The sequence below is a fragment of the Microbacterium sp. AC035 genome (assembly GCF_979258485.1).
In genome coordinates, this window is sequence record NZ_OZ409858.1 from 2378528 (window position 1) to 2393214 (window position 14687).

Consider the following 14687-nt stretch of genomic DNA (forward strand, 5'->3'; position numbering starts at 1 on the left):
TCACTCCGGCAGTGGCGGACCAGTCATGGTCCTGTCGTGATTGCAGGACAGCTGCTTCGCATGTCCTGCGGTGATGTTACCGGGAACAATTTGCGGAACACAAGACTTCGTTACCAAATCGCGCAGTTCAGAGTCGGGCGATGTTGTTACCGATCACAGTTCGGCGCTGTGACTCAGTTCGGCGGCGATCATCTCGACCACCGTGTCGACGGTCACGCCCGGACCGTTGCTGAGCTCGCCGATCTTCTCGCGGTCCTTCAGCACGATGATGCGATCGCTCAGCCGCACGACCTCTTCGAGCTCCGACGAGATGAACACGACTGCCACTCCGTCTCCGGCGAGCTGACTGATGCGGCGCTGCACGTCGACCTTCGCCGCGATGTCGATCCCGCGGGTGGGCTCGTCGAGGATCAGCACGTGCGGGCGCACGGCCAGCGCACGAGCGAGAAGCACCTTCTGCTGCGTTCCCCCCGACAGGAGGCCGACCGGACGGTCGAGATCCGCAGGGTCGAGATGCAGGGCCTCGACGTAGGTCTCCACGAGCCCTCTCGATTCTGCGTGCGACAGAGGACGAGTCCATCCGCGCAGCGCCTGCAGCGAGAGGATGATGTTCTCGCGAGCCGAGAGTTCGCCGATGATGCCCTGGGTGCCGCGATTCTCGGCCGACAGCGCGATGCGATGCCGCAGCGCCGCCGACGGACTCCGCAGCTGCACCCGTTCGCCGTCGACCCAGAGCTCCCCGCTGTCGGTGCGGACCGAACCGCTGAGCAGCGAGGCGAGCTCGGTGCGGCCCGACCCCCGGAGCCCCGCCAGCCCCACGATCTCACCCCTCTGGATCTCGACGTCCATCCGCTCCAGCTCGCCGCGTCGACCGACGCCGGACGCCTGCATCGCCGGTTCCCCGTCGTATGCATAGTGATGGGCCTTGCGCTCCGAGCCGAGTGCTCTCAGGCTGTCGATGTCCTTGCCGAGCATCTGGGAGATCAGGTCTGCACGATCGAGGTCGCGGGTCGCGTACTCCCCCACGCGTCGACCGCTGCGCAGCACGGTCATGCGGTCGCTGATCGCGAACGCCTGTTCGAGGAAGTGCGAGATGAACAGGATCGCGACCCCCCGCTGCCGCAGACCCCGGATGACCCGCATCAGGGTGGCGACCTCTGCGACGTCGAGGCTCGACGTGGGTTCGTCGAGGATCAGCACCCTCGGGTCGTCGACGACCGCCCGAGCGAGCGCGACCAGCTGCTTCTGCGCCGGCGTCAGCAGCGCCAGCGGGGTCTTCGGGTCGAGATCGTCGAGCCCGAGCCTCGCCAGTGCCTCGGCGGCATCCGCTCTGGTCCTGCGCCAGTCGATGCCGAACCGGCCGCGACGCTCTCGCCCGAGCATCACGTTCTCGGCCACGCTGAGGTTGGGACTCAGCTGCGCCTCCTGGAACACCGTCGCGATGCCGGCCGCTCTGCTGTCGGCCACTCCGGAGAAGCGCCGCGGCTCGCCGTCGACGACCACCACGCCCACATCGGGCGAGAGCGTGCCGGTGATCACCGCGACGAGTGTCGACTTGCCCGCGGCGTTCTCCCCCATCACGGCGTGCACCTCGCCGGGGAACAAGCGGAAGTCGACGCCGTCGAGCGCGCGCACACCGGGGAACTCGACCGTGATGCCCTCGAGCCGCACCACCGGCTCGGGACCACGGTCGGGTGTCATCGCACCTCCCTGGGTGCGGCGGACGATGCGCGGGCGACGAGCTCGGTCGGGATCCGGGTGAGCGTGGGGATGTCGCGACCCTCGATGGCCGCGCGCAGCATCTCGACCACCGCGACCCCCAGCGCTCCGAAGTCCTGACGGACCGTCGTGAGCGGAGGAATGAAGTGGCGCGCGAGCGGGATGTCGTCGAACCCGACCACGCTGAGGTCTCTGGGCACCTCGAAGCCCCTGTCGTGCAGCCCGTGGATCAGCCCCATCGCCATGTCGTCGTTGGCGGCGAAGATCGCCGTGTAGTCCGGCAGCCGCGTGAGACCCTTCGCGAAGTCGTAGGCGAAGTCGGCCGACCAGTCTCCGACGACGATGGGCCGCTCACGGATGCCCCACGACTTGGCCCTCGTGTGGAAGGCGCGCTCCCTGGCTCGCGCGTCGAGCCAGTCCAGCGGACCGGAGAGATGCAGGATGTCGCGATGCCCGAGAGCGACGAGGTGGTCGACCACCGACGTCGTGCCGGCGTGCTGGTCGATCGACACCGTCAGGAACGTCGGATCAGCGTCGGCCTTGACGACGAGCATGGGAACCGTGATGGCGATGCGTCGCAGAGCCGCGACGGACGACGAACGGGGCGCGATCACGCAGAGCGCGTCGACCCCCTGCGTCACGAGGTGGTCGACCGCCTCCTGCGGAGACAGCGGGTCGCCTTCGTGCAGAGCGATCGGTGTGACCGAGTACCCGGTCGCACGCGCGGAGAGCTCTACGGCCCGCAGGATGCTGGTCGGACCGTGCGCCACGGCACTCTCGACGATCACGCCGATGCGCCGGGTGCGCTGGGTCGCGAGGGCCCTGGCGACGAGATTCGGGCGGTAGTCGAGCTCTTCGATCGCCTCGAGGACGCGGCGCTTCGTGTCGGGCTTGATGTTCGGGTGATCGTTGAGAACACGCGACACCGTCATGTGCGAGACGCCAGCGATGGTCGCGACCTGACGGATGTTGGGCTTGTCTGAGCCGACGTTCGCCATGCACACCTCCGTCGGCCGAGCCTCGGAGAATGTTACCGAGAACAACCGGGGTGGTGCAATGGATCCTCTCTAGAGCCCGAGGCGCTCGAGGTACGGGTTGACCAGCCGGCGCTCGGGGTCGAACCGGGCGGCGAGCGCGGCGAAGTCGTCCCACCGCGAGTAGCGCGAACGCACCTCGGCGGCGTCGAGGGTGAACACCTTGCCCCAGTGCGGGCGGGCTGTCTCGGGCAGCGCAGCCTCGAGCGTGGGCAGGAACTCTCGCACCGCCGCCTCGTCGGGCTTCCAGGTGAAGTGGATGCCGACGGCATCCGTGCCTTGCGATGAGCTGAGCCAGAGGTAGTCGGGGGCGACCGTGCGGATCTCGTTCACGAGCAGCAGCGGCGCGATCTGGCCCGCGAGTGTACGGACGGCCTGGATCGCGGCGACCGCATCGGCCCGTGGCACGAGGTATTCGCTCTGGATCTCGGCGCCGGCCGAGGGCGTGAACTCGAGCTTGAAGTGCGCGAGCCGCTCGAACCAGGGCCCGGGCACGCCGAGCTGCTCGGTGCAGGCGACAGGATCGACGCCGATGATCGGATGCCGCTTCGTCGTCGCCGGCTCCGCACCCAGCCGGGCGAACAGGTCGGCGCGAGTGTTCTCCCGCGCCTCCGGCTGGCGCTGCTTGACCCAGATCTGGTCGGCGAAGTCGGTGTGCTCCCAACGCGAGAAGATGCTGACGCTCGTGCCGATGCTCGTGACCTCGTCGAAGTCGGCGAGGATCGCATCCCACGAGGGGCGCTCGAACACGTGCTGGGCGACGTCGTAGGCGGGCTCGACGTCGAGCGTGACGTCGACCACCGCTCCCAGAGCGCCGAGGCTGACGACCGCGCCGTCGAAGTCGTCGTCGCCGCGGGAGAGCGTGCGTGTCTCGCCTGCCGGGGTGATGATGGTCAGAGCGCGCACGGCGGAGGCCAGCGACCCCGTGGCGTCGCCGGAGCCGTGCGTGCCCGTCGCGACCGCGCCGGCGATCGAGATGTGAGGCAGCGAGGCGAGGTTCGCGAGCGCGAGGCCCTCCGCGTCGAGCAGCGGAGCGAGGTCACCGTAGCGCAGCCCTCCCGAGACACGCACCGCGTCGCGCGCCTCGGCGACCTCGAAGACGACGGGCAGCCGGTCGAGGGCGATGAGCACCCCGTCGGTGTCGGCGATGTCGTTGAAGCAGTGCCGCGATCCGAGGATCCGCACGGCGCCGCCCCGGGCGAGCAGCTCGCGCAGCTCGCCGATCGAGGCGGGGTGCTCGACGGCGGATGCGCGGTAGGTGAGGTTGCCGGCCCAGTTGCGTTCGATGGTCATCGGGCCATAGTAGCCAGCGGGTGCGGACATGCGCCGACGCCGCGACGCGCCCGAGCGGAGCCATGGATAGGCTGACCGGATGACAGCGATGCCGCCGCCGCGCGCGACGATGAAGGACGTCGCCGCGCTCGCGGGCGTCTCGCCCAAGACCGTCTCGAACGTCGTCACCGGCACCGTCGCCGTGCGCGAGGAGACCAGGCTCAGGGTCGAGGCGGCGATGACGCAGCTCGACTTCGTGCCGAACCTGAACGCCCGGGGGCTCCGCAAAGGCCGCTCGAACATCATCGCGGTGGCCCTGCCCGATCTCGCCACCGCGTTCTCGGCCGAGCTCATGCACCGCATCGTCGACGCCGCGCATGAACGCGGCCTGGCCGTGCAGATCGAGGAGACCGCGACCGACCCCGAGCGAGAGAGGGAGCTCGTGTCCCGCGCTCGGGCGCACCTGGTCGACGGTCTGATCCTGAACCCGATCCGTCTGGAAGACAGCGTGCTGAAGTACGCCGACCGGCTGCCCCCTCTCGTCGTGCTCGGCGAGGTCGAGCAGAACAGGGCCGACCATGTGCGCATCGACAGCCGGCGAGCCGCAGCCGATGTGACCCGGCACGTGCTGTCTCGCGGGGCGACGCGCATCGCCGTGATCGGCGCCGACGACGACCCGTCGGACGCGACGGCGACGGGCCGCCTGCGCCTCGAGGGCGTGCACGACGCGCTGCGAGAGGCGGGCATCCCCCGCGACACCGCCAGGGAGATCAATCCGATGCCGTGGTCGATGACCGGCGGGGCGGATGGCGTGCAGATCCTGTTCCGGCGGGGCGTCGCGTTCGACGCGATCATCGCCTTCACCGACTCTCTCGCGCTCGGCGCGCTGCACGCGCTGCACGACCACGGGGTGAGCGTGCCGGACGACGTGATCGTGACGGGCTTCGACGACGTGGAGTTCTCGCGCTACACGTCTCCGTCGCTCACGACGATCGCCTTCGACCGTCGCGCTTTCGCCGACGCGGCCCTCACGCTGCTCGAGTCGCGCATGGACGACCGCACCGCTCCCCCGCGAGCGCTCACCCTCTCGCATCATCTGCTCGAGCGCGACAGCACCCGCGGCCGACCGCGCGGCCACCGCCCCTGACTCTCCCTCTCGCCCACGGCAGCAGAGTCGCTCTTGCGCCGACGATTACATCGATGTAATGATGGGCCGACCCCGCCCGCTGTCACGAAGGAGTGACGATGACGCCCCCGCTCGATCTGTCTCGGCGGCAGTTCCTGACTGCCGCCTCCGTCACAGCCGCCGCGGCGCTGCTCGCGGGCTGCGCCCCCGGCACCGTCCCCGGTTCGAACGCCACGACCCTGCAGTTCTGGCACCTGCTCTCCGGTGGCGACGGCGTGACCATGTCGCAGCTGCTCGACACCGCGAACGCGGCGCAGAGCGACTACCGCATCCGCCCCACCGTGCTCGCCTGGGGCACTCCGTACTACACGAAGCTCGCCATGGCAGGCGCCGGCGGTCGTGCCCCCGACGTCGCGATCATGCACGCGACGCGCACGGTCGGCTGGGCGCCGGGCGGCCTGCTCGACACCTGGGACCTCGACCGGCTCGCCGATCTCGGCGTCGACGCGTCGACGTTCCCGAAGCCGATCTGGGAGAAGGGCTTCGTCGGCAAGGACATGTACAGCGTCGCGCTCGACGCGCATCCCTTCGTCGCGATGTTCAACACCGACATCTGCGACGCCGCCGGCGTGCTCGACAGCGACGGACGCCTGCAGGAGACGTCGTCTCCTGACGAGTTCCTCGACCAGCTGCGCGCCATCGGCGGCCAGGCCGAAGGGCACGCGCTCTCGTACGGCTACCTCGGCGACGGCGCCCAGATGTGGCGCCTCTTCTATACGTTCTATTCGCAGCACGGCAGTGCGATGGAGCTGCCGGCCGGCGGCAAGGCAGTGATCGACAAGGACGCCGCGGTCGAGTCGCTCACCCTCATGCGCACGCTGCTCGACGGGGAGATCGCGCTCGCGCAGGCCGATTACGGCAGCGCGGTGGCCGAGTTCGCCACCGGCAAGAGCGGGATGCTGTTCACCGGCGTCTGGGAGCTGCGCACCATGCAGGCGGCCGAGCTGCCGCTGGACGCGACGATGATCCCCACCCTGTTCGGCACGCCGGCGGTCTACGCCGACTCGCACTCGTTCGTGCTGCCGCACCAGACCAACGCCGATCCCGCCAAGCGCGACCTGACCTACCGGTTCGTCGCCGACATGCTCAAGGGCTCGTTCGGCTGGGCCGAGGCCGGGCACATCCCCGCATTCCTGCCGGTCACCGAGTCGCCCGAGTACGCCGACCTGATTCCCCAGGCCAACTACGCCGAGGCCGCGCAGCACGTCGTCTACGACCCCACCGCGTGGTTCACCGGCTCAGGATCGAGTTTCCAGGGCGAGTTCGGCGCCGCCGTGCAGGGAGTGCTGCTCTCGGGCGACGATCCAGCCGCGGCCATCGACCGGTTCGAGGCTCGCGTCAACACACTCCTCCGGCAGCCCAACCCGGCAGACCCCGAGGGGACGTTCGCATCATGACCACCGCAACGGACTCCACCCGCACCATCGTCACCGGCTCGAAGTCGGCCGTTCCCGCTCGACGCGCCGGCTCCCGCAACCGAGAGCAGCTCATCAGCTGGGCGTTCCTCGCTCCCTTCCTTCTCGCGTTCGTGCTGTTCCTCGCCTGGCCGATCGTGCATGGCATCATCCTCAGCTTCACCGACCAGTCCCTCACGGGAGCAGGCGGATCGTTCATCGGCTTCGCGAACTACGCCGAGGCACTCACCGATCCCAAGATGTGGCAGTCGATGGGCAACACGGTGTGGTTCACGCTGCTGTCGACCGTGCCGCTCGTCGTGATCGCGCTGCTCATGGCGGCACTCGTCGACCGCGGCCTCCCCGGCCAGTGGCTGTGGCGGCTGTCGTTCTTCATGCCCTATCTGCTCGCCTCGACCGTGATCTCGCAGATCTGGGTCTGGATCTTCAACCCGCAGATCGGCGCGGCGAACAACATCCTCGAGTTCTTCGGTCTAGAGCCGCTCGCCTGGCTGCAGAACCCCGACACCAACATGCTGTCGATCGTCATCGCCACCATCTGGTGGACGGTCGGATTCAACTTCCTGCTCTATCTCGCCGCGATGCAGAACATCCCACCGCAGCAGTACGAGGCCGCCTCGCTCGACGGCGCGGGCCCGTGGCGGCAGTTCTGGTCGATCACGCTCCCCCAGCTCGGCCCCGCGACCGTGCTGATCCTGATCCTGCAGATCCTGGCGTCTCTGAAGCTCTTCGATCAGGCATACCAGATGCTCGGCGGCGTCGCGAGCGACACCACCCGCTCGATCGTCCAGTACATCTACGAAGCAGGATTCGTCAGCTACCGATTCGGCTACTCGGCCGCGATCTCCTATGTGTTCTTCGCTCTCATCGTCATCATCGGCGTCGCGCAGGCTCTGATCATGCGCCGCCGGAAGGAGTCGCAGCTGTGATGTCCACCGCCACACTCACCGAGACCATCACCACGACCAAGCCGGCGCGCGCCCGCCGCTCGCACCTGCCGGGTCAGAAGCCGTTCGGAGCGCTGCGAATCAGCGCCCTCGTCGTCCTGATCATCCTCGCGATCGGCTGGCTGCTGCCGTTCCTCTGGGCGGTCGCGACGGCGTTCAAGACCGAGACGGATGCCGCCAGCGGCGACCCGTCATGGATCGGCGCCTCGGGCCCGACCGTCGAGGCCTTCACGGCGATCCTGTCGCAGGGGAACGTCTACACGTGGGCGTTCAACAGCCTCTGGACGTCGGTCGCGGTGACCCTGATCACCCTTACGATCTCCGCGCTGGCCGCCTACGCGTTCTCCCGGCTCGACTTCACCGGCCGCAAGTGGCTGTTCGTCGCGATCATCGCCTCGATCGTCGTGCCACCGCAGGTGCTCATCATCCCGCTGTTCTACGAGATGCTCGCGTTCAACATGATCGACACCTACTGGGGTCTGATCCTGCCTCAGGTGGTCACCCCCGCGATGGTGTTCATCCTGAAGCGCTTCTTCGACGCGATCCCGATCGAGCTCGAAGACGCGGCCCGCGTCGACGGCGCCAGCCGCCTGCGCATCTTCTGGTCGATCGTGCTGCCGCTCTCGCGGCCGATCCTGGCATCCGTCGCGATCTTCGTCTTCATCGGCGCCTGGAACAACTTCCTCTGGCCGTTCCTCGTCATCAACGACACCACCCTGATGACGCTGCCGGTCGGCCTGCAGACGGTGATCAGCGCCTACGGCGTGCAGTACGCCCAGGTCATGGCGCAGGCCGTGCTCGCGGCGCTTCCCCTGATCATCGTGTTCATCGTCTTCCAGAAGCAGATCGTCAAGGGCGTCGCGACCAGCGGCTTCGGCGGTCAGTAGTCCCCACCCGGCTCGAGAGCCAGAACCTAGGAGAGCAATGTCTCAGGCCCGCATCACCATCGATCGCGACTTCACCATCGCCGACGTCCCCCGGAGGCTCTTCGGGTCGTTCGTCGAGCACATGGGGCGCTGCGTGTACACCGGCATCTACGAGCCGGGGCACCCGCAGGCCGACGAGCGCGGCTTCCGCCAGGACGTGCTCGCCCTGGTGAAGGAGATGGGTCCGACCGTGGTCCGCTACCCGGGCGGCAACTTCGTCTCGGGGTACCGCTGGGAAGACGGGGTCGGCCCGGTCGAAGACCGCCCCGTGCGCATCGACGGGGCATGGCACACGATCGAGACGAATGCGTTCGGCCTGCACGAGTTCATGGACTGGGCGAAGGAGGCCGACGTCGAGGTCATGGAGGCGATCAACCTCGGCACCCGCGGCGTCGAAGAGGCACGGTCGCTCGTCGAATACGCCAACCACCCCGGTGGCACCTACTGGTCGGACCTTCGTCGCAAGAACGGTGCCGAGCGGCCGTTCGACATCAAGCTGTGGTGCCTGGGCAACGAGCTCGACGGCCCCTGGCAGATCGGCGGCAAGACCGCGACCGAGTACGGCCGCCTCGCGCAGGAGTCGGCCAAGGCGATGAAGCTCGTCGACCCGACGATCGAACTCGTCGCGGTCGGCTCGTCGGCCCGGTCGATGCCGACGTTCGGCACGTGGGAGCACACCGTGCTCACGCACGCCTACGACGAGGTGGACTTCGTCTCGATGCACGCCTACTACCAGGAGCACGACGGCGACGCCGAGTCGTTCCTCGCGGAGTCGGTCGACATGGATGCGTTCATCGACGGCGTCATCGCGACGATCGACGCCGTCAAGGCCGCGGGCAAGCACACCAAGCAGGTCGACATCTCGTTCGACGAGTGGAACGTGTGGGATCAGCGCACGTTCAACGACGTCGAGTCGGTCGAGATCGCTAAGGCGGGGTGGAAGAAGCACCCGCGGCTGATCGAAGACACCTACAACGTGACGGATGCCGTCGTCGTCGGCACCCTGCTCAACAGCCTGCTACGTCACGGCGACCGCGTGAAGATCGCCAACCAGGCGCAGCTCGTCAACGTGATCGCGCCGATCCGCTCGGAGGAGAACGGTCCGGCCTGGCGCCAGACGAGCTTCTGGCCCTTCGAGCGCATGGCGCGCCTCGCGAAGGGCCGCATCCTGCGCCTCGCGGTGTCGGCACCGCAGATCGAGACGAAGCGCTACGGCGGGGTCGACTCGGTCGACGCCGCAGCCACGTGGGATGAGGAGACCGGCCGCGTCGTCGTGTTCGTCGCCAACCGCTCTCTCGACGAGGAGAGCGACCTGACCGTCGAGCTGCGCGGCCTCACGGGACTCCGCGTCGTGAACGCCGAGACCCTCACGATCCCCGAGGGAGGCGACCGCAAGACCGCGAACCTCGAGACCACGCAGGATGCCGTGCACATGGTGCCGCTCGCAGCCGCCGAGGTCGTCGACGGCGCGGTGCGAGCGATGCTCCCGCCGCTGTCGTGGTCGGTGATCGAGCTGGCCTGACCGCCGGAATCGAATCGCTCATCTGACCCGTTTCTTCGGAACACCGGGCAGATGGGCGATTCGACGGCCGGACGGCGGTCGATCAGTCCGCCGAGTCGTCGGCCGGCCACTCGACGTGCGGCCAGCCGTCCTCCCAGGTGATCGGCAGCAGGCCGAGCGTCGCGACACCGTCTGCACGGCCGTCGTAATAGTGGAACGCGAGCGCGCCGTCAGACACCGACTGCCCGCCCGGTCCGATGCGATCGCCGTCTGTGGCGAGCACGACGGTGCCGCCGTCGTCGAGCAGAGCACCCCCGTCGGCATCCAGATAGGGTCCGCCGACCGATGTCGACCGGCCGACGATGATCTCGTACGTACTGTCGACACCGCGGCAGCAGAAACCACGAGACGCGAACAGATAGAAGGCCCCGTCGTGCGCGACGATGTACGGCGCCTCGATCGCGTTCTCCATCAGCCCGCGATCGGCGAGGCGCAGAGGCTCGTCCTCGTCGGCCCGCAGACCGCTCGGCCACGACAGCTGCACCATGCGGATGCCCGAGGAGAACGAGCCGAAGGCCATCCAGGGCACGCCCTCCTCGTCTTCGACGATCCCGGGATCGATCGCGTTGAAGTCGGTGCCTGCGGACGCGATGACCTCTCCGCGGTCGACCCATTCGTACTCGGGGTCGTCGGGGTCCAGCGTGGTGTTGGTCGCGAGAGCGATCACCGACGTGTTCGCTCCGAAGGTCGATGCCGAGTAATAGAGGTACCAGGTGCCGTCGTGCTCATACAGCTCGGGCGCCCAGAGGTTGTCCACCCCCGGCACCGCCTCCGACAGCCATGCGGGCTTCTCCGCCCATACCTCGCCGACGTACTCCCAGTCGATGCCGTCGTCGGATCGACGGATCTGCACGTTGCCGTCGCCGATCTGCCCGTTGCCGGTGGAGTAGACGAATGCCTCGTCACCGTCACTCACATAGGCGGGGTCGTGCACGAACACGTCGCCCGAGAGCGCGGCCGCCGGCTCTGCCGCGGGCGGCGCCGCCGCGCAGCCGGCCAGCGCCGCCGCGAAGATGAAGACTGCGGCGGCACCGACCGGGCGCGCGGGGCGGATCATGCTGCTCAACCGAGGGCGAGAGCCGACCACGAGACCGGAGGCAGTGTGACCGTGAGCACCCCGTCCGCGATCACCGCACCGTCGAGGTTCTTCAACCCGACGCGCTCCTGATCCGCGAGCGTGTTCTTGGCGTACACGTCGTCGTCCCACACGGTGACGGCCTCGTCGATGCGCGTCGCACCGAGCTCCGAGACCGCGATGCTGACCTCGATCGCCTCGGTCTGGCTGCGGTTCACGAGGAACACCGCCGATGCCGTGCCGTCGGTCGTCACCACCGAGTCGACGAGCGGAGCGGATCCGTGCACCGCCGTCTCATAGGTCGGCACGTCGATGCGCGGCCGGACGATCTCGCCCTTCGCGAGTCTCGACGTCACCGAGAACGGGAAGAACGTCGTCTGACGCCAGGCGGCGCCGCCGGGCTCGGTCATGATGGGGGCGATGACGTTGACGAGCTGCGCGAGCGAGGCCGACGCCACGCGATCGTGGTTCTTGAGCAGGGTGATGAGCAGATTGCCGAGCACGACCGCGTCCGCCACCGAATACACGTCCTCGAGCTGACGCGGCGCGACGCGCCACTCGTCGTTGACCTCGTCGGACGCCTGGTGCTCGTCGAGGTACCAGATGTTCCACTCGTCGAAGGAGAGCTTGATCTTCTTCGACGACTTGAGCTTGTTGCCGACGTGGTCGGCGGTGGAGACCACGGTCTCGATGAAGTACTGCATGTCCAGCGATGAAGCCAGGTACGACGCGAGATCGCCGCCGCGCTCCTGGTAGTACGCGTGGCAGGAGATGAAGTCGACGTGCTCGTAGGCGTGCTCGAGCACCGTGCGCTCCCAGTCGCCGAACGTCGGCATCGACGATCCCGACGACCCGCAGACGACCAGCTCGAGGTCCTTGTCGGCCGCCTTCATCGCCTGGGCGGTGCGGGCGGCGATCTTGCCGTAGTCGTCGGCCGTCATGTAGCCGGTCTGCCAGGGGCCGTCCATCTCGTTGCCGAGGCACCACATGCGGATGCCGTGCGGCTCGACGGTGCCGTTCGCGATGCGCTGGTCGCTGAGCGCGGTTCCCGACGGGTGGTTGCAGTACTCGAGCAGGTCGAGGGCCGCCTCGATTCCGCGGGTCCCCAGGTTCACTGCCATCATGAGCTCCGAGCCGGTGAGCGCGAGCCACCGCGAGAACTCGTCGACGCCGACCTGGTTGGTCTCGAGCGAGTGCCAGGCGAGGTCACGGCGCACCGGCCGCTGGTCCCGCGGCCCCACGGAGTCCTCCCAGCGGAAGCCCGATACGAAGTTGCCTCCGGGGTAGCGGATCGTGGTCGATCCCAGCTCGCGCACGAGCTCGACGACATCGAGACGGAAGCCGTCTTCGTTCGCGGTCGGATGCCCCGGCTCGTAGATGCCGTCGTAGACGCAGCGGCCGAGGTGTTCGACGAACGAGCCGAAGATGCGTCGATCGATCGTCGCGACGACCGCCTCACGGTCGATGGAGATGCGTGCCTTGGTCACAGGGTTTCCTTCTCTGGTACGGGCCGGCTCGGCGAGTCGGCGAGGGGGTCGGTGAGTGGGGACGAGCACTGCGGTGTTCAGCGCAGCGCGTCCGCGGACTGCGGATCGCGAGCATCGATCGTCGCCAGGCGTCGATCGATCAGGCGCACCGCGATGGCGAGGGGAAGAGAGGCGCCGATGAGGGGGACGACGACGGGGAAGACCCCGGCGATCACCACGAAGGCGACGAGGACGACGAGCACACCGGCGCCCGTGACGGGAGAGGTGAGCGGAATGGTCAACGCGTAGCGCAGCACGGCGACGGGGGTGTCGCGGTAGCGCACGAGCAGAGTGGCGCAGACGATCCACATCAGCAGCACCGCGAGCGCGACGGCCGTGGTCAGCGCGGTGAGCACGGCGGCCAAGGGGCCGTCGAGCCGCGGGAGCACCAGGGCGTCGGCGGCGAGCAGCACGCCAGCGAGGAGGAGCGGACCGCCTGTCAGGTTGGCCCGCACGAACGACTCCCGGTACGCGCGGAGGAACCGTCGCACCGTGCCGGTCTCGGAGGCGTCACCGGGGAGCAGCACCGTTGCGGCGGCCACGCTCGCGGGCATCAGCCCGAGGATCCCGAGGCCGGCGACGACGCCGGCCACGCAGAGCAGGTTCACCAGCACCAGTGTGCACACCGCCTGCAGCACCTGCATGACCCGGCCGGTCCAGCCGAGCCCCACCTGCGCGTCGGCGCTCACGATCGCACCGCCTGAGAACCGCTCCAGACCACGCCGTGCGCGTCGATGCCGCTGAAGGCGAGCACCGTGCACTCGGCGACGGGATCCCAGGCGCCGAACACGACGGCGTCGAGAACGACTGCCTCGGCGTCGGCGGTCATGCCCGCGCCGTCGCTCGCGCCGTCATCGTCGGACAGCCTGAGGATCAACGACGCTGCGACGGGTTCACCGTCGGACGACAGCACTGACTCGCAGTGCACCCGTCTGGAATCGACCATCGTCGACACCTCGGGGGCGAAGCGCACGGCATCCCACTCCCCTGCCACCGGCTCGGCCGCAGACAGCCGCTCGGTGCCCAGTCCGGCGAACGGATGCGGCGACACGACGGGCCATCCCGATGCGGTCCAGTGCACGCGCCGCACCTGCGCCTCGTGCTGAGCGGGGTCGTCGGCGAAGCGCACGTGGTGCACCATGAAGGTCGCGTCTCCGTCATGGAAGATCGAGTTGTGTCCCGGCGCGATGAGGCCGGTGCCGTCGGGGAACCGCAGGCCACCCAGGATCTTCGTGCCCGCGACGAGGGCCTCGGCGTCTGACGGAGAGGTCAGGTCCCGTCCCTGCTGATCCCGATAGGGGCCCGTGATCTCGTCTGCCACGCCGACCCGCACGCTGTAGGTGTCGACCAGCGAATCGAACGAGACGAACAGCACGTACCGGTCCTCCTGATCGCGGTGCAGCACGTAGGCGCCCTCGATCGCGCCGTCGACGCTGCGGGGCCGGCGCGCGATCAGCACACCGGGCTCGTCGCGGAGGCGAAGACCCGTCTCGCGCGACAGCTCCACAGCGTGGATGCCGCCGAAGAACGACCCGTAGAGCATCCACGGCGAGCCCGCCCTGTCGAGGATGACGGCCGCGTCGATCGCGTTGAACCCGTCGCGATCGTGACGGGTGGCGATCACTATGCCGCGGTCGACCCACGGACCCGCGAGATCGGTCGCCGTCGCCAGCCCGATGGCCGAGGTGCGGGACCCGAAGGTCGACGCCGAGTAGTACATGTGCCACCGCGGCGAGCCGTCCGCCGTGGGCCAGCGGACGACCTCGGGGGCCCACAGCCCCGAGGCCCCGCTCCACTCCTGCGCCTGATCGGGCACTCCGTCGAGCGCGGTGCCCCGATAGGTCCACTCCACCAGATCGGGCGAGGTGCGCACGTGAGCTCCGGCCGGAACTCGATCGGCACCGGCCACGGCATCCGTGGAGAACATGTACCAGAACCCGTCATCCCCGCGGACGACGGTCGGGTCGTGCGCGTGCCTGGCACCCCAGGTCGAGGTGTCGATATCGATGTCGATGTCGGCGTGCAT

At 68.5% G+C, this 14687-nt stretch carries 12 protein-coding genes; 5 read left to right on the forward strand and 7 right to left on the reverse strand.

Going from position 1 to position 14687, the window contains the following annotated elements; translation table 11 throughout:
- Positions 1-153 precede the first annotated feature (153 nt).
- The 3 genes from ACZ0AA_RS11485 to ACZ0AA_RS11495 all read right to left on the reverse strand — a co-directional run bounded on the left by ACZ0AA_RS11485 (position 154) and on the right by ACZ0AA_RS11495 (position 4046).
- Positions 154-1701 carry a sugar ABC transporter ATP-binding protein gene (locus ACZ0AA_RS11485; protein WP_400864394.1) on the reverse strand — a complete coding sequence of 516 codons (1548 nt, stop codon included), beginning with the start codon at positions 1699-1701 and terminating at the stop codon, positions 154-156.
- On the reverse strand, positions 1698-2717 hold the full coding sequence (locus ACZ0AA_RS11490) for a LacI family DNA-binding transcriptional regulator (RefSeq protein WP_400864392.1): 1020 nt from the start codon (positions 2715-2717) through the stop codon (positions 1698-1700). The genes ACZ0AA_RS11485 and ACZ0AA_RS11490 overlap by 4 nt, the downstream gene beginning before the upstream one ends.
- A 69-nt stretch (positions 2718-2786) precedes the next feature.
- On the reverse strand, positions 2787-4046 hold the full coding sequence (locus ACZ0AA_RS11495) for a D-arabinono-1,4-lactone oxidase (RefSeq protein WP_400864390.1): 1260 nt from the start codon (positions 4044-4046) through the stop codon (positions 2787-2789).
- 79 nt (positions 4047-4125) lie between these two features.
- On the opposite strand from ACZ0AA_RS11495, the gene ACZ0AA_RS11500 reads away from it, so the two are divergent.
- From ACZ0AA_RS11500 to arfA (ACZ0AA_RS11520), 5 genes are all read left to right on the forward strand, one after another.
- A complete protein-coding gene (locus tag ACZ0AA_RS11500; protein ID WP_400864388.1) occupies positions 4126-5172 on the forward strand; it encodes a LacI family DNA-binding transcriptional regulator in 1047 nt (348 codons plus the stop codon).
- 98 nt (positions 5173-5270) lie between these two features.
- Positions 5271-6608: an extracellular solute-binding protein gene (locus tag ACZ0AA_RS11505; RefSeq protein ID WP_400864387.1), complete on the forward strand. Its 1338-nt coding sequence runs from the start codon at positions 5271-5273 to the stop codon at positions 6606-6608.
- Complete coding sequence (locus ACZ0AA_RS11510; RefSeq protein WP_400864384.1) at positions 6605-7555, forward strand: carbohydrate ABC transporter permease; 951 nt, start codon at positions 6605-6607, stop codon at positions 7553-7555. The genes ACZ0AA_RS11505 and ACZ0AA_RS11510 overlap by 4 nt, the downstream gene beginning before the upstream one ends.
- Positions 7555-8460 (forward strand): carbohydrate ABC transporter permease, encoded by a 906-nt coding sequence (locus ACZ0AA_RS11515; protein ID WP_400864382.1) that lies wholly within the window; start codon positions 7555-7557, stop codon positions 8458-8460. Before ACZ0AA_RS11510 ends, ACZ0AA_RS11515 begins: the two co-directional genes overlap by 1 nt.
- Before the next feature lie 37 nt (positions 8461-8497).
- Positions 8498-10021 carry an arabinosylfuranosidase ArfA gene (gene arfA / locus ACZ0AA_RS11520; protein ID WP_400864380.1) on the forward strand — a complete coding sequence of 508 codons (1524 nt, stop codon included), beginning with the start codon at positions 8498-8500 and terminating at the stop codon, positions 10019-10021.
- An 82-nt stretch (positions 10022-10103) separates the two neighbouring features.
- Here arfA (ACZ0AA_RS11520) and ACZ0AA_RS11525 read toward each other — a convergent pair whose 3' ends face one another.
- From ACZ0AA_RS11525 to ACZ0AA_RS11540, 4 genes are all read right to left on the reverse strand, one after another.
- Complete coding sequence (locus ACZ0AA_RS11525) at positions 10104-11117, reverse strand: arabinan endo-1,5-alpha-L-arabinosidase (protein WP_400864378.1); 1014 nt, start codon at positions 11115-11117, stop codon at positions 10104-10106.
- Positions 11118-11122: 5 nt separating this feature from the next.
- Entirely contained in the window at positions 11123-12622 is a 1500-nt protein-coding gene (gene arfA, locus ACZ0AA_RS11530) for an arabinosylfuranosidase ArfA (RefSeq protein ID WP_400864375.1), read from the reverse strand.
- A gap of 77 nt (positions 12623-12699) precedes the next feature.
- On the reverse strand, positions 12700-13350 hold the full coding sequence (locus ACZ0AA_RS11535) for a YesL family protein (RefSeq protein ID WP_400864373.1): 651 nt from the start codon (positions 13348-13350) through the stop codon (positions 12700-12702).
- Entirely contained in the window at positions 13347-14687 is a 1341-nt protein-coding gene (locus ACZ0AA_RS11540) for a family 43 glycosylhydrolase (RefSeq protein ID WP_463512963.1), read from the reverse strand. The genes ACZ0AA_RS11535 and ACZ0AA_RS11540 overlap by 4 nt, the downstream gene beginning before the upstream one ends.

Excerpts from the sequence above, each read along its gene's own strand:
- ACZ0AA_RS11485 (WP_400864394.1), bottom strand. The coding sequence starts at position 1,701 with ATGACACCCGACCGTGGTCCCGAGCCGGTGGTGCGGCTCGAGGGCATC.
- ACZ0AA_RS11490 (WP_400864392.1), bottom strand. The coding sequence starts at position 2,717 with ATGGCGAACGTCGGCTCAGACAAGCCCAACATCCGTCAGGTCGCGACC.
- ACZ0AA_RS11495 (WP_400864390.1), bottom strand. The coding sequence starts at position 4,046 with ATGACCATCGAACGCAACTGGGCCGGCAACCTCACCTACCGCGCATCC.
- ACZ0AA_RS11500 (WP_400864388.1), top strand. The coding sequence starts at position 4,126 with ATGACAGCGATGCCGCCGCCGCGCGCGACGATGAAGGACGTCGCCGCG.
- ACZ0AA_RS11505 (WP_400864387.1), top strand. The coding sequence starts at position 5,271 with ATGACGCCCCCGCTCGATCTGTCTCGGCGGCAGTTCCTGACTGCCGCC.
- ACZ0AA_RS11510 (WP_400864384.1), top strand. The coding sequence starts at position 6,605 with ATGACCACCGCAACGGACTCCACCCGCACCATCGTCACCGGCTCGAAG.
- ACZ0AA_RS11515 (WP_400864382.1), top strand. The coding sequence starts at position 7,555 with ATGTCCACCGCCACACTCACCGAGACCATCACCACGACCAAGCCGGCG.
- arfA (WP_400864380.1), top strand. The coding sequence starts at position 8,498 with ATGTCTCAGGCCCGCATCACCATCGATCGCGACTTCACCATCGCCGAC.
- ACZ0AA_RS11525 (WP_400864378.1), bottom strand. The coding sequence starts at position 11,117 with ATGATCCGCCCCGCGCGCCCGGTCGGTGCCGCCGCAGTCTTCATCTTC.
- ACZ0AA_RS11540 (WP_463512963.1), bottom strand. The coding sequence starts at position 14,687 with ATGCACGCCGACATCGACATCGATATCGACACCTCGACCTGGGGTGCC.